Raw genomic sequence first — 16,649 nt, forward strand, 5'->3', positions numbered from 1 at the left:
GATGTAAACCTGTGCTCAGGAGGATGAGATGGCTCCCACTCGCGTGCGCCGTGTCGCGGTCCTTGGCGGGAACCGCATCCCGTTCGCGCGATCCAACGGCCCGTACGCCCAGGCGTCGAACCAGGACATGTTCACCGCGGCCCTCGACGGGCTCGTGGCCCGGTTCAGCCTGCAGGGCGAGCGGATCGGCGAGGTCGCCGCGGGTGCGGTGCTCAAGCACAGCCGCGACTTCAACCTGGCCCGCGAGTGCGTCCTGGGCAGCAAGCTCTCGCCGGAGACGCCCGCCTACGACATCCAGCAGGCGTGTGGCACCGGCCTGCAGGCGATCATCCAGGTGGCGAACAAGATCGCCCTCGGGCAGATCGACTCGGCGATCGCGGGCGGCGTCGACACCACCAGCGACGCGCCGCTGGCGCTGAACGACGACCTGCGGCACATCCTCATCGCGGTCAACAACGCGAAGACGGTCGGCCAGCGCCTCGCCCTGCTGGCCAAGATCCGCCCCTCGCACCTGATGCCGGAGCGGCCGGAGAACGCCGAGCCGCGCACCGGGCTGTCGATGGGCGCCCACCAGGCCCTGACGGCCAAGGAATGGGGCATCACCCGCGAGGCGCAGGACGAGTTGGCGGCCGCGAGCCACCAGAAGCTCGCCGCCGCGTACGAGCGGGGCTTCTTCGACGACCTGGTCACGCCGTTCCAGGGCCTGGCCCGCGACCAGAACCTGCGGGCGGACTCGACCGCGGAGAAGCTGGCCAAGCTCAAGCCCGCGTTCGGCGGCCCCGACGGCACCATGACCGCGGGCAACTCGACCCCGCTCACCGACGGCGCGTCGGCGGTGCTGCTGGCCTCCGAGCAGTGGGCCAAGGACCACAAGCTGCCGGTCCTGGCGTACCTGACCTTCCACGAGACCGCGGCCGTCGACTACATCCACGGCGGCGAGGGCCTGCTCATGGCCCCCGCCTACGCGGTGCCGCGGATGCTGGCGCGGGCCGGGCTGACGCTGCAGGACTTCGACTTCTACGAGATCCACGAGGCCTTCGCGTCGCAGGTGCTGTCGACGCTGGCCGCGTGGGAGGACGTCGCGTTCGCCAAGGAGAAGCTGGGCCTGACCGAGCCGCTCGGCTCGATCGACCGGTCGAAGCTCAACGTCAACGGCTCGTCGCTGGCCGCGGGCCACCCGTTCGCCGCGACCGGCGGCCGCATCGTGGCGACGCTGGCGAAGCTGCTGGACGAGAAGGGGTCGGGCCGCGGCCTGATCTCGGTCTGCGCGGCGGGCGGCCAGGGCGTCACGGCGATCCTGGAGAAGTAACTGTCGACGTCTACGGCTCTCTAGTCTTTGGACTAGAGAGCCGTAGACGTTTCTACCGTCGACACGCCGTAGTGGTTTCTCGCCAAATATCGGGCTGGCGCTAGAGACGCCGATACCTTCGGATGATGGACCCGGTCCGCAACCCGTTCGCCCCCGGCGCAGGCCAGCGCCCGCCGGAGCTGGCAGGCCGCGAGAAGGAGTTGCAGGCCTTCGAGGTGGTCCTGGAACGCGTCGCCCGCGGCAGGCCCGAGCGCAGCCTGGTGCTGACCGGCCTGCGTGGAGTCGGGAAGACAGTGCTGCTGGGCGAACTGCGGTCGATGGCGGTCCGCCGGGGCTGGGGCGCGGGCAAGATCGAGGCCCGACCGGACGCCGACCTGCGCCGACCGCTGTCCGCCGCACTGCACCGCGCGGTGCGCGACCTGGCGGTGCGGCATCGCGCGCCGGATCGCGTCGAGCAGGTGCTGGGCGTGCTGAAGGCGTTCGCGCTGCGGGCGAATCCGGACAACGCGAAGCTGCGCGAGCGCTGGCAGCCGGGCATCGACGTGCCCGCCACCCAGGGCCGCGCCGACTCCGGCGACATCGAGATCGACCTGGTGGAGCTGTTCACCGACGTCGCCGAATTGGCCCAGGACGTCGGCACGGGCGTGGCCGTGCTGATCGACGAGATGCAGGACATCGGCGCCGACGACATCTCCGCGCTGTGTGCCGCGTGCCACGAACTGTCCCAGTCGGGGGCGCCGCTGGTCGTGGTCGGGGCGGGGCTGCCGCACCTGCCCGCGCTGCTGTCGGCGAGCAAGTCGTACTCGGAGCGGCTGTTCCGGTACGTGCGGATCGACCGGCTGGACCGGGCGGACGCCGACCAGGCGGTGCTCGCGCCGGTCGACCGGGAGGAAGCCGGGATCACCCCGGCCGCCCTGGACGCGCTTTTCGAGCGCTCGGGCGGATATCCGTACTTCATCCAGGCGTACGGCAAGGCCGCGTGGGACGCGGCGCCGGACGACCCGATCACCGTCGAGGACGTCGCCGTGGCGGCGCCGGAGGCCGAGGCGGAGCTGACGGTGGGGTTCTTCGGGTCGCGGTACGAGCGGGCGACGCCTGCCGAGCGCGAATACCTGCGGGCCATGGCGGAGTTGACAGAGGGGAAGGACGAGGGCGCGGGCACGTCGGACGTGGCTGTCTACTTGGGACGGAAGCCGTCGTCGCTGTCGCCCGCGCGGGACTCGTTGATCAAGAAGGGTTTGATCTACTCGGCCGAGCGCGGCCGGATCGCCTTCACCGTGCCCCACTTCGGCCGGTATCTGCTGGGGATGGACGAGTAGACCGAACTCCGACCAACTGGGACACCCGCTGGGGCGAGACCCCCAACACAGCCGCGACGTCCCGCCCCGTCAGACCGGCGTCGAGCAACCTGACCGCCAACTTCCGCGACCCCGCGGCGGCGCGCTCCTCCCTACGCTGCGTCGACTATCTGGATGGACGAATGAGCAGCCCCGCGATCCGGGTGCACCTGTCCGCCATGGCTGCGGCCGACTCGTCCGGGTGGTCCTGCCACCACTCGACGGCGGCGCTGACCGCGCTGTACCAGAGGCGGGTCAGCAGGGAGCGGTCCAGCGGATCCGCGTCGCCCAGGATCTCGGCTACGCCGGCGGAGCCATAGTCGGCCAGGGTTCGGCGGTACGGGCGGGCGGCGGCGAGGACGGGGGAGTCCGGCGGCAGGGTCGGGTCGTAGAGCAGCGCCCAGTCGTGTCTGCGCTGGTCGAGTGCGGTGAAGATGGCCGACAGGGTGGCCACACCGCGGGCTGGGGTGGTGCCGTGTTGGGCCGCGCCGACGGCGTCGACCAGCGCCTGACCGGCACGGTGGAGGCAGGCGAGGTACAGGCCGTCCTTGGACTCGAAGTAGCCGTAGATGAGCGGCTTGGAGATCCCGGCCCGGCGGGCGATGGTGGCTATCGAGGCGTGGGCGTAGCCGGTGCGGCCGAACTCGTCGGCGGCGATGTCGAGGATCTGCTGTTCGCGGTCTCCCCTGGGCACCCCCTTGGTGCCACCGCGCGATGTCATGCCCGCAGCCTAGCCGAGCAATTGACCCTGGGGTAACTTACCTAGTAGTCAATTCGAGGAGGACGCGATGCGCTCGTGGTGGGGCTGGGGAACGGTCGAGGACGCCGTCACCGACGCGGAGGCCGCCGACCTGGTCACCCGGGTCCGCGCGGTGCTGCCCGAGCACGACTTCACCGACCACGCGCCGCCCGCGCCGGAGGATCTCGGGATCGCGCCCTCGCGCGTGACGCCACCCGCCTCGCTCGCCGCGCTGTGCTCGGACGACGTCGTGGACCGGGCCGCACACGCGCACGGGAAGGCGTTCCGGGACGTCGTGCGGAACCTGCTCGGCAGGCTCGACCACGTGCCTGACCTGGTCGCGCGGCCGGCGTCCGAGCAGGATGTGGTCGACGTGCTCGACTGGTGCGCGGGCGCGGGCATCCCGGTGATCCCGTTCGGCGGCGGCAGCTCGGTGGTCGGCGGGGTCGAGCCGCGGTTCGACGGACCCGCGGTGACCATGGACCTATCCCGGCTCGACCAGGTGCTGGAGCTCGACCGGACCAGCCGGGCAGCGCGCGTGCAGGCCGGGGTGTTCGGCCCGCACCTGGAGGACCAACTGCGCCCGCACGACCTCACCCTGCGCCACTTCCCGCAGTCCTTCGCCTTCTCCACCCTCGGCGGCTGGCTGGCGACGCGCGCGGGTGGGCACTTCGCCACGCTCTACACCCACATCGACGACCTGACCGAGTCGCTGCGGGTGGTCACGCCGATCGGCGTCAGCGAGTCGCGGCGACTGCCGGGGTCGGGCGCCGGGCCGTCGCCGGACCGGCTGTTCCTCGGGTCGGAGGGAACGCTCGGGGTGATCACCGAGGCGTGGGTGCGCCTGCAGGACCGGCCGAAATGGCAGCTGACGGCCTCGGTCACCTTCCAGGACTACGCCGACGCCGTCGCCGCGACCCGGGCCATCGCGCAGGCCGGGCTCTACCCAACCAACTGCAGGCTGCTCGACCCGACCGAGGCGTTCCTCAACGCGGGCGGGACCGGGTCGGTGCTGATCCTGGGCTTCGAGTCGGCCGACCACCCGGTGGCCGCGAGCCTGGACCGGGCGCTGGAGATCGCCGCGGACCACGGGGGTGTGGCCGGGGAGCGCAAGGAGCGGACGTGGCGGTCATCGTTCCTGCGGATGCCGTACCAGCGGGACGCGCTCGCGCGGCGGAGCATGATCGTGGAGACGTTCGAGACCGCGTGCACCTGGGACCGCTTCGACGCCTTCCACGGCGCGGTGATGGCCGCGGCGCAGGACGCGATCAAGCGGGTGTGCGGGGTGGGGCTGGTGAGCTGCCGCTTCACCCACGTCTACCCGGACGGCCCGGCGCCGTACTACGGCGTCTACGCGCCGGGGCGGTGGGGAAGCACGGTCGAGCAGTGGGATGAGATCAAGGCGGCGGTGTCCGAGGCGATCGTCGGCAACGGTGGGACTATTACGCACCATCACGCGGTGGGCCGGGATCATCAGCCTGGCTATGAGCGGCAGCGGCCGGAGGTGTTCGCGGAAGCGCTGCGGGCCACGAAGGCGGCGCTGGACCCGGCCGGGATCTTGAATCCGGGCGTCTTGCTGACGCCAAACGGCGGATGACCACGCTGGATCGCGAGAGAACGCGCCGTGGGGGTTTGGGGGGCTCGGCCCCCAAGGCGAAGACGGAGGGGTTCCTGCGAAAACGCGAAGCGTTGAGCAGGAATAAGGAAACCCCGTAGTGCTGCCAGGTCGGGGGTCCGCCAGCACTACGGGGTCAACCGGAACATCGTGCTTGGTCCCGGTCTTGTTACACGGAATCAAACTGTGCCCTGCATCACATTTTGATTCCGTGTTTCGAGGTCTCAGCGCATGGAGTGGATCTGCGCGAGGGCGATCAGCTCGTGCCGCATCGAGGGAGTCGCGGCGTTTTCGATGGCGCGGTTCACCGCCTTGCGAGTACGGGCCTCGACTCGGCGGGCGCGGATCTTCGCAGCGATGTTCATGGCGGGTGCCATCTCCTTCTGAAGTCTTTTGCCTGTCTGGCTGACCGGCATGACTCAAGTATGCACCTCCGACCGGGCAAATGCACGCGATTGTCCGGTGAACTGGCGCACACACCGGCGAATCATCGGTCAACAGGACCTTAATTCCGGCTGCTGTCCGGCCCGAAGTGTGATCCGGCGGACACGGGAGTAACACGAAACCGACCGCGGGCGATGGCCGCTACCCGACCATAGTTTGATCTAGCAGATTTCCTATACAGCAGAAGACAGGCGCAGATCATCCGCACCCGCATACTTCTCCCCGTGGCATACCTGGGCATCGATGTGGGCGGGACGAAGGTCGCCGCCGGAGTGGTCGACAGCGACGGCAGCGTCCTCAAGCGGCTGCAGGTCCCAACCCCCGAGGGCACCGCGGACGCGGTGTTCGCCGCGGTCGCCGAGTGCGTGCGCGAGCTGGACGCCGAGGTCGAGGGCGTCGGCGTGGCCAGCGCCGGGCCGATCGACCTGCGGGCGGGCACCGTGTCGCCGATCAACATCCCCGAGTGGCGGGGCTTCCCGCTGCGCGACCGGGTGCGGGAGCTGTTCCCGGACGTCCCGGTCAAGCTCGCGGGCGACGGCGTGTGCATGGCGCTGGGCGAACACTGGACCGGCGCAGGCCGCGGGTTCGACGACATGCTCGGCCTCGTCGTCTCGACCGGTGTCGGCGGCGGGCTCGTGCTCGGCGGGCGCGGCTACGCGGGGCGAAGCGGCAACGCCGGGCACATCGGGCACATCGCGGTGGACACCGAGCCGCCCTGCCCGTGCGGCGGGCTCGGCTGCGTCGAGGTGCGGGCCAGCGGGCCGAACATCGTGGCGTGGGCGAAGGCCCAGGGCTGGGCCGCGCCCGCCGACGCCGACGGCAAGGCGCTGGCCGACGCGGCCAAGGCGGGCGACGAGATCGCGCTGGCCGCGTTCGAGCGCAGCGGGCAGGCCGTGGGCATGGCGATCGCGGCGACCGCGGTGCTGTTCGACCTGGATCTGGCGATCGTCGGCGGCGGGCTCGCGCAGGCCGGTGACCTGCTGTTCGACCCGATCCGCGCGGCCGTGGCCACCCACGCCAAGCTCGACTACGTCCGCGACCTGCGGGTGGTCCCGGCCGAGCACACCAAGGACGCCGGGATCGTCGGCGCGGCCTCGCTTGTGGCACGGCCACTCGAATAGGCCAACCGGACGAATCGACGGTCGCACCCGGTCAGCGAATTCACTCGATTGGTGAGCGGGAACAGTGGGCATCCGTTCGGCGCTGGCCACGCTCCGCTCATCGTCTACTCGAAAGTAGGGCACTGATCTTCGGCCGAATGGCGGCACACTCGACGGCGACCGGACAGATCTAAGGAGTTCGTCGCTTTGGCCGTGAAAGGACCAGAGAGCAGGCGCCGCCGCGCGGTGCACCTGCGCCATGTCCCGACCGAGAAGCCGCCGACCGTCCCGGCGCCGCGCTCGGCGGGGCGCCCCAAGCGGACCAGGGGCGAGCGCTTCATGCTCGCCGCCGAGCGGGTGCTGGGTGGGCTGGCGCCGACACTGCACCTCGCGTTGACCATGGTGGCGGTGACCGTGGCCGCCCTGGTCGTCGTCGCGTTCACCCTGGGGATCATGCCCGCCGTGCTGGGCTTGGTCGTCCTACTGGCCTACATCAGCCGCCCGAGGTGAGGGGTGCCCGCGCACCCCTCACCTCGCAGGCGATCTAGTGCGCGGCCACCTTCTTGACCCGCTTGTCGCCCTCGTCGACGTGGTAGTCGCCGGGGTTGGTCTCGTCGGTGCCGTTGAACGCCCGCAGCCGCCGCGACACCACCGTCACCAGGATCGCGACCACCAGGTTGAGCGCCAGCGCGAGCACGCCGACGTAGATCTGCATGGTCGAGCCCGCGAACGGGTGCCAGCCGAAGACGCTCAGGTCGTTGAGCTTGAGCGCCGAGGCCCCGAAGTGCGCGCGCTTCCCGTCCGCGCTCGGGATGTTGTAGAGCAGCCACATGCCCCACGCCATGCCCGCGAACCAGCCCGCGATCAGACCGTGCACGTGGAACCAGCGCGTGTAGAGCGCGATGGCCACCGCGGGCAGCGTCTGCAGGATCATCACCCCGCCGATGAGCTGCAGGTCGATGGAGAACTGCGGGTCGATGAACAGGATGAACGCGACGGCGCCGAACTTCACCACCAGTGAGGCCAGCTTCGCCTGCTTGGCCTCCGCGGCGGGGGTGGCGTCCTTGCGGATGAACTCCTTGTAGACGTTGCGGGTCCACAGGTTCGCCGCGGCGATCGACATGATCGCCGCGGGCACGAGCGCGCCGATGCCGATGGCGGCGAAGGCGATGCCCGCGAACCACGACGGGAACATCTGCTCGAACAGGTTGGGCACGATCGTGTTGGTGTCCGGGTTGCCGGTCGCCTGGTTGACCAGCGGCTTCGTGCCCGCCGCGATCGCCATGAAGCCCAGCAGCGCGAGCAGGCCCAGCAGCAGCGAGTACGCGGGCAGCGCCGACATGTTCCGCTTGATGACCGTGCGGCCGCGCGAGGCGAGAACGCCAGTGATCGAGTGCGGGTACAGGAACAGCGCGAGCGCCGAGCCCAGCGCCAGCGTGGCGTACTGGAGCTGGTTGTTGCCGTTGAGCAGGATGCCGTCGCCGGGCGCCGGGGTGGCGTTGAACTTGGCCTCGGCGGCGCCGAAGATCTCGCTCCAGCCGCCGAGCTTGATCGGCAGGTAGATCACCGCGACGATGATCACCACGTAGATGAGGATGTCCTTGACGAACGCGATGAGCGCGGGCGCCCGCAGGCCGGACTGATACGTGTAGACCGCGAGGATCACGAACGCGATCAGCAGCGGCAGGTGCCCGACGATCCCGGAGCCGTTGAACCCGAGCGTGCGCAGCACCGCCTCCAGGCCGACGAGCTGCAGCGCGATGTAGGGCATCGTCGCCACGATCCCGGTGATCGCCACCAGCAGCGCGAGCCCGGAGGAGCCGTAGCGGCCGCGGACGAAGTCGGCCGGGGTCACGTAGCCGTGCACCCGCGACACCGACCACATGCGCAGCAGCGGCATGAAGACGATCGGGTAGACGATCACCGTGTACGGCAGCGCGAAGAACCCGGCCGCGCCCGCGCTGAACATCAGCGCCGGGACCGCGACGAAGGTGTAGGCGGTGTAGAGGTCGCCGCCGATGAGGAACCAGGTGATCCACGAGCCGAACTTGCGCCCGCCGAGGCCCCACTCGTCGAGGTGTTCGAGGGTGTCGCCCGCCTTCCACTTCGCCGCGACGAAGCCCATGACGGTGACGACGCCGAACAGCAGGGCGAAGACGATCAGCTCGGTCCAGTGCAGGTCGTTCATCGGCGACCGGTCCCCTCATCGAGGTCGTCGACGTCGAGGCCCGCGCCGGGTGGGGGCGCGCTCGGACTGTCCTTCGTCTTGATGAAGACCAGGGTTGTGCACAGGACGCCGACGATGATCCCCAGGAACTGGAACCAGTAGTAGAACGGCATCCCGAACAACTCGGGACCGGTCCGGTTGTAGATCGGCGTGATCAACCAGAGCAGCGGAACCGCGAGCAGCAGGTTCCAGGGGCTCCAGCGGAAGTTGGAGCCCGTTTTCCCAGGTCGGGGCATCGGCACACCTCGCTCGTCATCGGTGACGTGATGCCGCAGAACACTAGAGTGCGACGCCGGTCACGTCACGGCCTCACCGATAACGAATCGATGCCGCGATTCACCCACCAGTCCGGCAGTTAGTCCACAGGCTGTGCACAAGTTTGTCCACAGTTTGTGGATAGGTTTGTCCACAGGCTGTGGGCAACTACAGGTCGAACGCGGAGATGCTGTGCTGCTCGGCCAGCCGGTCGCCGATGATCAGCAGACACGGCAGGCAGCGGGGGCCTTCATGGGTGCTGCGCACCTTGCCGAACGGGACGCTGTGCGTGCACGCCGCCTCGACGAAGCTCGCGGGCCGCTCGTCGCTGGGGAACGCGTGCACCCGGTCGTCGTAACCGGACATCTTCCAGCGCCATCTGTCTGCCTCGCCCACCGTCCTCAACCTCCTGCTTCGGTCCGCCCTTCCATACTCCGAAGACGCGCCCATCAGGGATTGGTGACGCCAGAAAGCTGGAAGGCCACCACAAAACCTGTGGTGGCCTTCCAGTGTCAAGTGGCTGATCAGCCCAAACGCTGCTTAAGGGCTTCGAGCTCGTCGCGCAGCGGCGTGGGGAGCTTGTCGCCGATCTTGTCGAACCACTCCTCGATCAGCGGCAGCTCGGCGCGCCACTCGTCGGCGTCGACCTGCAGCGCGGCCTCGATGTCGGCGTGGACAGCACTGTCGCCGTCAGCCAAACCAGACAAGTCGAGGTCGTCGATCGTCGGCACGTAGCCGATCGGGGTCTCGACGGCGGCGGCCTTGCCCTCGATGCGCTCGATGGCCCACTTCAGCACGCGGGAGTTCTCACCGAATCCAGGCCACAGGAACTGCTTCTCGTCGCCGCGGCGGAACCAGTTGACGTAGAAGATCTTCGGCAGCTTGTCGGCGTCGGCGCGCTTGCCGGTCTCGATCCAGTGGTTGAAGTAGTCACCGGCGTGGTAGCCGATGAACGGCAGCATCGCCATCGGGTCGCGGCGCACGACACCGACCTGGCCGACGGCCGCGGCCGTGGTCTCGCTCGACAGGGTGGCGCCCATGAAGGTGCCGTGCTGCCAGCTGCGCGACTCGGTGACCAGCGGGATCGTGGTGGCGCGGCGGCCGCCGAAGAAGATCGCCGAGATCGGCACGCCCTTCGGGTCGTCCCACTCGGGGGCCTTGGTGTCGCACTGCTCGATCGGGGTGCAGTAGCGCGAGTTCGGGTGCGCGGCCTTCTCCTCGGAGCCCGGCGCCCAGTCGTTCTTCTTCCACGAGGTCAGGTGCGCGGGCGCCTCGCCCATGCCCTCCCACCAGATGTCGCCGTCGTCGGTCAGCGCGACGTTGGTGAACAGCGAGTTGCCCTTGGCGATGGTGCGCATCGCGTTGGGGTTGGTGTGGAAGTCGGTGCCCGGCGCCACGCCGAAGAAGCCGTTCTCCGGGTTCACCGCGTAGAGGCGGCCGTCCTCGCCGAAGCGCATCCAGGCGATGTCGTCGCCGATGGTCTCGACCTTCCAGCCCGGGACGGTCGGCTCCAGCATCGCCAGGTTGGTCTTGCCGCACGCGCTCGGGAAGGCCGCGGCGACGAAGTAGACCTTGTTCTCCGGCGAGGTCAGCTTGAGGATCAGCATGTGCTCGGCCAGCCAGCCCTCGTCGCGGCCCATCACCGAGGCGATGCGCAGCGAGTAGCACTTCTTGCCCAGCAGCGCGTTGCCGCCGTAGCCGGAGCCGTAGCTCCAGATCACGCGCTCCTCGGGGAAGTGCACGATGTACTTGGTGTCGTTGCACGGCCACGCGACGTCGGCCTGGCCCTGCTCGAGCGGGGCGCCGATCGAGTGCAGCGCGGGCACGAAGTCGCGCTCGGTGCCGTCGGCGTCGACGAAGCACTCCAGGGCCTTGGTGCCCATCCGGGTCATGATCTTCATCGAGACCACGACGTACTCGGAGTCGGTGATCTCCACGCCCAGCATCGGGTTCTCCGCGTCGAGCGGGCCCATGCAGAACGGGATGACGTACATGGTGCGGCCACGCATCGAGCCCCGGTAGAGCTCGGTCATGATGGCCTTCATCTCGGCCGGGTCCATCCAGTTGTTGGTGGGACCGCAGTCAGCCGGGTCGGCCGAACAGATGTAGGTGCGCTCTTCGACGCGGGCGACGTCGTTGGGGTCCGAAGCCGCGTAGAAGGAGTTCGGCTTCTTCGCCAGCCTGGTGAAGGTGCCCGCGGCGACCAGCTTGTCGGTCAGCCGGGTCCATTCCGCCTCGGAGCCGTCGACCCAGACAACCTCGTCCGGAACGGTCAGCTCTGCAACCTCGCGCACCCAGGACAGGAGCCGCTGGTGCGTCGTCGGTGCCTGGTCGACACCAGGGATTGTCACTGCCGTCATCTCCGCCTCGTCTCCTGACTGAACGCCGAAATGCCGATCAGGACGCCACCGGGCCCTGGTGGACTGACGGCGTCCTCATCGAATAGCTCCGCGCCCGCTCTGGGTGGAGCGGGTGCGTGCTGGATGGAATGCATTGAGGCTAGCGAAGTGACCGCCAGGTAACCGAGACCTGTCCTGTCGGTTCTCTCACAAGAACGATAAGGGAATCGATTCAGTACACGGATGCGTAGTCACAACCTGGGGATCCAGGTGTCCGATTTGCGAACAGGCGTGACGAAACGTGAGTCTTCCCACGTCAAGCGGGGCGATCAAGAAAAGATCCCGGCACGCGGGCGCGTGCCGGGATCTTCTCTTCGTGCTGGTTCGTCACCTTGGGTGACGATCATGCGGTCAGACCGAGTCGTCCGGGACGCCCGCGGAGGAGTTCCAGGCGGCGTCGGAGCCGCTGGTCTTGCCCGCGCCGTCGGACTCGTAGGAGCCGTCGGAGTTGATGTGGCCGGTCTCGACGGTGGTCCACTCGTCCTCGCCGGTGTGCTCGGCGATGGTCACGTCGCCGTCAGCCTCGACGATGATCGACTGGTCGGCCTCGCCGTCGCCGTCGGCGTCGGTGAAGGCGTAGGTGTTGCCCTCGTCGTCGGTGACGACCGCGGTGTCGTTGGTGCCGTCGCCGTCGGCGTCGTACTCCGCGGCGCCCGCGGTGATGTCGCCGTCCTTGGTGTCGACGGTGATGGTCTCGCTGCCGTCGGAGTCCTTCGAGGACGGCTGGTCGCTGTCGTCGTCGGTGGGCTTCTTGGCGGTCTTGTCGTCGTCATCGTCGTTCGAGGACGGCTTGGCCGAGCCGGAGTCGTCGGCGCCGTCGCCGCTGGGGGCCTCGACGGAGTCGGGGTCGGCCTCGGTCCACTCGCCGGAGGCCTCGTCGTACTCGGCGGCGCCGGTGACGTTGCCTTCCTCGTCGAGCTGGACCATGGTGTCCGCGGTGCCGTCGCCGTCGGTGTCCGTGAACGCCATGTAGCCGTCCTCGGTCTGCACGACGGCGGTGTCGTTCTGCTTGTCGCCGTCGTAGTCGTAGTTCTCCTCGACCTCGTACTCCTCGCCACCCACCTCGACGGTCAGCTCGTCGTGGCCCGCGGTGTCGTCCGCGGTGGTGTCGTCGGCCGTGTCGGCGCCGGTCTCGTCCACGTACACGGGAACCCCCTTCAATCCATCCAAGTTGTGAGGTATGACTGACGGCTCGTCGGTCCGGTTCCCTACGGCGCCAAGTAACCTCGGTACCGCTGTTCGGGTCAATTCTTGTCGCGCACGGACCGAATGCTGGCGAGCAGCTTCTCCGCGCGGTCACGTCCGGCGACCACATCGGTCAGCCGCTTGTTTACCACGGTCACAAGCTTCTGGCGCTCACTCACGTCAAGTCGTAATGCCTTGTCCACCTCGCGCAGCTGCTCCTCGATCCCGGCGATGCGCTTGCCGAGCGCCTCGTCGAGCGCGAGCGACAGCTGCGACTCGGCGTCGATCAGCTGCTCGGACACCAGTTGATCCAATGTGGACCGGGAGTCGGCGATCGATTCGTTGAGCCACTGCTTCATGTGCTGCTTGTCCGCGGTGTGCTTGCGGGTGCGCGCGATCCACCAGCCCGCGCCGAGTCCGATGATGATCGTGGGCACCAGCAGGATCGGCGCGGCGACGGCGCCCGCGATCGGCAGCACGGCCATCTTGCCCGCACCGAAGCCGCCGGACACGCCCATGAAGATCAGCAGCTTGTCCTCGGCGGTCGGCATGCGCTTCTCCGCGGCGCGCAGCACGACCTGCGACTGGCCGGACCGGGCGAACTGGGAGCGGATGACCTCGAGCTCCTCGGCGCTGAACAGGTCGCTGAGCACGGTGTCGGCGACCTGGTTGAGCCGCACGCTCACCGACTGGCTGATCCGGCCCGACACCATCTGCATGGCGGCGTCGACCTGGCCGGGCAGTTCCTTGAGCTTCTCGCGGTCGGCGGTGTCGATCGCCTGGCGGAACCACGACTGCAGGTCACGCATCTGGCGGCTGACCTCGTGCGCGTTCTCCAGCCGGGCGCGCTGCACCTCGCTGCGCAGCTTGACCTGCCAGCCGCGGGTGGACGAGCGGCGCTCGGAGGTCAGCTCGTCCTTGCGGGCGCGCAGCGCCTCGGCCTCGGCCTCGCCGGTGGTCAGCGCGCGGCGCTCGTTGTCGAGCTTGACCTTCAGCTCGCCCAGGGCGGAGGACAGCGCGCGCAGGGTGTTGGCCTCCGACAGCATCATCGAGCGCCCGACCAGCAGACCGCGCAGCGCCTCCTGCAGCTCGTTGACGCCGGACTTCTCCTTGAGCATCGCGGCGGCCTCGGGGCTGGGCGCCTTGCCCGCCATCTCGTACATCCGCGACGACACCGGGTGGAACGCCGCCCCGGCGAAGCGCGGCGCGTGCTCGGCCAGCAGCGCCTGGTTGGCCTCCAGCACCTGCCGCCAGCCGCGGAACTGATCCACTTTGGACAGCGCGAAGACCACGGTCTCGACGCGCTCGCCGACGTTGGCGAGGAAGTTCAGCTCGCCCAGGGTGAACGGCGCGGACGCGTCCACGACGAACAGCAGCGCGGTGGCCGACGCGGCGGCCTCGATGGCCAACTCGCCGTGCACCGAGTCGAGCCCGCCGACGCCCGGGGTGTCGACGATGATCAGCTTGTCGAGCAGGTCGGACGGCCCGTCGACCTCGACGTAGCGCGGCGGCAGCTCGCCGTCGGGCAGGTCGTGCGCGGCGGACACCCAGTTGACCAGCTTGGCCAGGTCGACCGGCACCGGCGCGAGCTGGCCGGGGTAGCAGGCGCGGGCCTGCCACTCGTCGGCGTGGCCGAAGACCAGGTAGGTCGCGGTGGCGACGTCGGCGTCGACCGGGGACAGGCCCGGGGTGTCGATCAGGGCGTTGACCAGCGAACTCTTGCCGCGGTTGGTCTCACCGACGACCACGACCGACGGCTTCTTCCGCCGCTTGGCCCTGACCTCCTCGACCCACTGCGCGGCCTCCGGCTCGGTCTCCTTGAGCAGCGCGAGCAGCTTCTCCCTGGCCTGCGCGACCTGCTGGGGCAGCGTCAGCGGCTTGGTCATGCCGTGGTCGCCTTGCTGGTGTAGACGGTCACGATCGGCGGGCGCAGCACCTGGCCGCGGTCGCTGAACCCGACGACCTCGGTCTCGGCGACGGTCCCGTCGAGCGAGTCGTCGGCGGTGGCCACGGTGCCGCCCGCCTCGTGCAGCGCCGGGTCGAACCTGGCGCCGTCCGGGCGCACCGCGTCGACCCCGACCGCGGCCAGGCCCTCCTCGATCCGCTCGGCCACCCCCGAACTGCGGGCGCGGTCGTGGGCGTAGAGGCACAGGGTGACCAGCGACCGACGTTCGTCGAGCGCTTGGTCGTACAGCTCGGGGGCGATGCTGACCAGCGCGGGCTCGACCCGGAAGTCGTCGGACAGCTCGACCGGCGCGGGCTCCGGCTCCGGGGCCTGGTCGGCCGCGGCGATCACCTGGGCGGTCACCTGGATGGTCGACTCTTCGTCTTTGCGCTTGCCCTTGAACCAGGACGCCACGATGTCACCCAGCCTGTTCGCGAAGTTGTTGCCAGATAAGGAAATAAGAGCGGTGCACCACGTGCGCGACCCGGCTCTGCGCGGGGGTGGCGCCGAAGGAGGCGAACGAGCGCCACCAGCCCGCGCGTTCCAGCGCGTACGCCGACAGCTCCTTGTGCGGCCTGCCCTTCATGCCCAGTTGCTCGCCGACGATGGCGCTGCTGCCGACGCGCAGGACCTCCTCGGCCAGGTCCTCCGGCATGTCGACGGCGCCGGAGGTGACCAGGGTCAGGGCTTCGAGCAGGCGCAGCTGGTGGGCCTCGGGCTTGGCGAGGAGGACCTCGATGGCGTCGTGCACGCGCTGGCGTTCGCCGGGGTCGCCGGAGGCGTGGGCCAGGGCGGTGACCGAGGCGAGCGCGGCGGCGGCCTTGATGCCGTCGGCGCGGGCGCGGAAGACGGCGTCGAGCCTGCTGCGGACACCGGCTAGGCCGGAGGCGTCGAGCAGCTTGCGGCGCAGGGCGCCCGCGGTGAGTTCGGGCTCGGCTTTGAGCGCGTCGACGGCGGTGCGGATGCCGTAGAGGTCGAGCTTCTCCAGCAGCTTCACCCGGGTGCCGGTGGCGACGTCGCACTCCCAGCTGGTGAAGATGTCCGCCGACAGCAGCATCGTCTCCCAGGTGGCGTCGTCGAGGGCGGCGAGCGCGCGCAGGGCGTCGGCGTCGGCGGAGGTGAAGCCGCCCGACTCGGCGGACTCGGCGAGCAGGCCGATGACCGGGATGACGTCGGCGACCCGCGGCTTGAGCGTGGCGGCCTGCTTCTCGGCGAGCAGCGTGGCGGCCTTCCACACGTCGCCGTCGCTTCCGGTCACCGACTCCGGCGTGATCGTGTCGGCCTTGTTCAGCACGGCGATGGCGTTGACCGGGCCGGCCTCGCGGCTGGCGGTGGCGGCGGTGAACGCGGCGAGGGCCTGCTGGTCGTCGGCGCGCACGCCCTGGGTGACGACATAGAGGACGGCCTCGGCGCCCGCGACGGCGTTGCGCGAGGTGTCGTCGAGGTCGTCGGAGCCCTCTTCGCTTTCTTCCTCGTTGTCCTTCGCCGCGCCGAGGAGCTGCTCGGTGCGCTTGACCGAGGCGGCGTCGAGCGAGCCGAGGCCGGGGGTGTCGATGACGGTCAGGTCGCGCAGGACGGCGTTGGTCAGGTAGGCCTCCAGGTGGGAGACCTTGTCGAAGTCGACGTCGAGGTCGTTGGGGATCATGCCGCCGACGTCGAACGGGAGCACCTGCTTGGTGCCGTCGAAGAACACCAGCTCGACCCGGTCGACCGTGCCGTACTGGAACCGGGTGACCAGCCGGGTGCACTCGCCGACGTCGGTGGGCGCGACGCGGCGGCCGATCAGGGCGTTGACCAGTGTGGACTTGCCAGACTTGATCCGGCCCGCGACCGCGACCTGCAGCGGCGCCGACAGCCTGCGCAGTACCTCGCGGAACCCCGCCGCCGTGCGCGCGGAAACCTGGGGCTGCAGCCGCTGACACAGGTTGGCGACCGCCGCCGACAGCGGCCCGGCGAGATGCTGCTGCTCGGACACAGCACGAATCCTGTCATGGTCACGGCCGACCGCGTGCGAGGTCCGGGCAACTCAACCTGGGGGTGGAGGGGTGAATCCGCCGCGAGGCTGACGTCCGCGTTTGGTCGGGCTGCTTACGC

16 protein-coding genes are annotated in these 16,649 nt (G+C 69.5%); 5 read left to right on the top strand and 11 right to left on the bottom strand.

Going from position 1 to position 16,649, the window contains the following annotated elements; genetic code table 11:
- The first annotated feature begins 28 nt into the window (after positions 1-28).
- Positions 29-1,309 carry an acetyl-CoA C-acetyltransferase gene (locus ACSHT8_RS22715; protein WP_436492924.1) on the top strand — a complete coding sequence of 427 codons (1,281 nt, stop codon included), beginning with the start codon at positions 29-31 and terminating at the stop codon, positions 1,307-1,309.
- 125 nt (positions 1,310-1,434) lie between these two features.
- Entirely contained in the window at positions 1,435-2,628 is a 1,194-nt protein-coding gene (locus tag ACSHT8_RS22720) for an AAA family ATPase (RefSeq protein ID WP_436492925.1), read from the top strand.
- Here ACSHT8_RS22720 and ACSHT8_RS22725 read toward each other — a convergent pair.
- Both ACSHT8_RS22725 and ACSHT8_RS22730 read right to left on the bottom strand, forming a co-directional pair.
- Complete coding sequence (locus ACSHT8_RS22725; RefSeq protein WP_436492926.1) at positions 2,582-2,728, bottom strand: hypothetical protein; 147 nt, start codon at positions 2,726-2,728, stop codon at positions 2,582-2,584. The two genes, ACSHT8_RS22720 and ACSHT8_RS22725, sit on opposite strands and share 47 nt — an antisense overlap.
- A 45-nt stretch (positions 2,729-2,773) precedes the next feature.
- Complete coding sequence (locus ACSHT8_RS22730; protein WP_436492927.1) at positions 2,774-3,367, bottom strand: TetR/AcrR family transcriptional regulator; 594 nt, start codon at positions 3,365-3,367, stop codon at positions 2,774-2,776.
- Positions 3,368-3,434: 67 nt separating this feature from the next.
- Between ACSHT8_RS22730 and ACSHT8_RS22735 the strand changes: the two genes are divergently transcribed.
- Positions 3,435-4,982: an FAD-binding oxidoreductase gene (locus tag ACSHT8_RS22735; RefSeq protein WP_436492928.1), complete on the top strand. Its 1,548-nt coding sequence runs from the start codon at positions 3,435-3,437 to the stop codon at positions 4,980-4,982.
- Between the two features lie 242 nt (positions 4,983-5,224).
- Here ACSHT8_RS22735 and ACSHT8_RS22740 read toward each other — a convergent pair whose 3' ends face one another.
- The gene (locus ACSHT8_RS22740; protein WP_436502255.1) at positions 5,225-5,416 is read right to left on the bottom strand and encodes a hypothetical protein; all 192 of its coding nucleotides are present in this window, start codon (positions 5,414-5,416) and stop codon (positions 5,225-5,227) included.
- 252 nt (positions 5,417-5,668) lie between these two features.
- On the opposite strand from ACSHT8_RS22740, the gene ACSHT8_RS22745 reads away from it, so the two are divergent.
- Together ACSHT8_RS22745 and ACSHT8_RS22750 are read left to right on the top strand one after the other, a co-directional pair.
- Positions 5,669-6,565 carry an ROK family protein gene (locus ACSHT8_RS22745; protein ID WP_436492929.1) on the top strand — a complete coding sequence of 299 codons (897 nt, stop codon included), beginning with the start codon at positions 5,669-5,671 and terminating at the stop codon, positions 6,563-6,565.
- A gap of 192 nt (positions 6,566-6,757) precedes the next feature.
- Positions 6,758-7,054, top strand: coding sequence for a hypothetical protein (locus ACSHT8_RS22750; protein ID WP_436492930.1), 297 nt, complete (start codon positions 6,758-6,760; stop codon positions 7,052-7,054).
- Positions 7,055-7,088: 34 nt separating this feature from the next.
- Here the strand turns inward: ACSHT8_RS22750 and mctP are convergent, their stop codons facing one another.
- From mctP to ACSHT8_RS22790, 8 genes are all read right to left on the bottom strand, one after another.
- Complete coding sequence (gene mctP / locus ACSHT8_RS22755) at positions 7,089-8,732, bottom strand: monocarboxylate uptake permease MctP (protein ID WP_436492931.1); 1,644 nt, start codon at positions 8,730-8,732, stop codon at positions 7,089-7,091.
- Entirely contained in the window at positions 8,729-9,007 is a 279-nt protein-coding gene (locus tag ACSHT8_RS22760; protein ID WP_436492932.1) for a DUF3311 domain-containing protein, read from the bottom strand. Before ACSHT8_RS22760 ends, mctP begins: the two co-directional genes overlap by 4 nt.
- 187 nt (positions 9,008-9,194) lie before the next feature.
- The gene (locus ACSHT8_RS22765; RefSeq protein ID WP_436492933.1) at positions 9,195-9,422 is read right to left on the bottom strand and encodes a hypothetical protein; all 228 of its coding nucleotides are present in this window, start codon (positions 9,420-9,422) and stop codon (positions 9,195-9,197) included.
- Between the two features lie 128 nt (positions 9,423-9,550).
- The gene (locus ACSHT8_RS22770; protein WP_436492934.1) at positions 9,551-11,386 is read right to left on the bottom strand and encodes a phosphoenolpyruvate carboxykinase (GTP); all 1,836 of its coding nucleotides are present in this window, start codon (positions 11,384-11,386) and stop codon (positions 9,551-9,553) included.
- Positions 11,387-11,776: 390 nt separating this feature from the next.
- Positions 11,777-12,571, bottom strand: coding sequence for a hypothetical protein (locus ACSHT8_RS22775; RefSeq protein ID WP_436492935.1), 795 nt, complete (start codon positions 12,569-12,571; stop codon positions 11,777-11,779).
- A 98-nt stretch (positions 12,572-12,669) separates the two neighbouring features.
- Positions 12,670-14,496: a dynamin family protein gene (locus ACSHT8_RS22780; protein ID WP_436492936.1), complete on the bottom strand. Its 1,827-nt coding sequence runs from the start codon at positions 14,494-14,496 to the stop codon at positions 12,670-12,672.
- The gene (gene grpE / locus ACSHT8_RS22785; protein ID WP_436492937.1) at positions 14,493-14,969 is read right to left on the bottom strand and encodes a nucleotide exchange factor GrpE; all 477 of its coding nucleotides are present in this window, start codon (positions 14,967-14,969) and stop codon (positions 14,493-14,495) included. The genes ACSHT8_RS22780 and grpE overlap by 4 nt, the downstream gene beginning before the upstream one ends.
- Before the next feature lie 4 nt (positions 14,970-14,973).
- Positions 14,974-16,530: a dynamin family protein gene (locus ACSHT8_RS22790; protein ID WP_436492938.1), complete on the bottom strand. Its 1,557-nt coding sequence runs from the start codon at positions 16,528-16,530 to the stop codon at positions 14,974-14,976.
- Between the last annotated feature and the right edge of the window lie 119 nt (positions 16,531-16,649).

This window comes from Actinokineospora sp. HUAS TT18 (assembly GCF_051364635.1).
In the GTDB taxonomy this organism is placed as follows: domain Bacteria; phylum Actinomycetota; class Actinomycetes; order Mycobacteriales; family Pseudonocardiaceae; genus Actinokineospora.

Bases quoted from the DNA above. Each gene is read 5' to 3' on its own strand.
- ACSHT8_RS22780 (WP_436492936.1), bottom strand. From the start codon at position 14,496: ATGACCAAGCCGCTGACGCTGCCCCAGCAGGTCGCGCAGGCCAGGGAG.
- ACSHT8_RS22770 (WP_436492934.1), bottom strand. From the start codon at position 11,386: ATGACGGCAGTGACAATCCCTGGTGTCGACCAGGCACCGACGACGCAC.
- ACSHT8_RS22760 (WP_436492932.1), bottom strand. From the start codon at position 9,007: ATGCCCCGACCTGGGAAAACGGGCTCCAACTTCCGCTGGAGCCCCTGG.
- ACSHT8_RS22740 (WP_436502255.1), bottom strand. From the start codon at position 5,416: ATGCCGGTCAGCCAGACAGGCAAAAGACTTCAGAAGGAGATGGCACCC.
- ACSHT8_RS22715 (WP_436492924.1), top strand. From the start codon at position 29: ATGGCTCCCACTCGCGTGCGCCGTGTCGCGGTCCTTGGCGGGAACCGC.
- ACSHT8_RS22720 (WP_436492925.1), top strand. From the start codon at position 1,435: ATGGACCCGGTCCGCAACCCGTTCGCCCCCGGCGCAGGCCAGCGCCCG.
- ACSHT8_RS22735 (WP_436492928.1), top strand. From the start codon at position 3,435: ATGCGCTCGTGGTGGGGCTGGGGAACGGTCGAGGACGCCGTCACCGAC.
- mctP (WP_436492931.1), bottom strand. From the start codon at position 8,732: ATGAACGACCTGCACTGGACCGAGCTGATCGTCTTCGCCCTGCTGTTC.
- ACSHT8_RS22730 (WP_436492927.1), bottom strand. From the start codon at position 3,367: ATGACATCGCGCGGTGGCACCAAGGGGGTGCCCAGGGGAGACCGCGAA.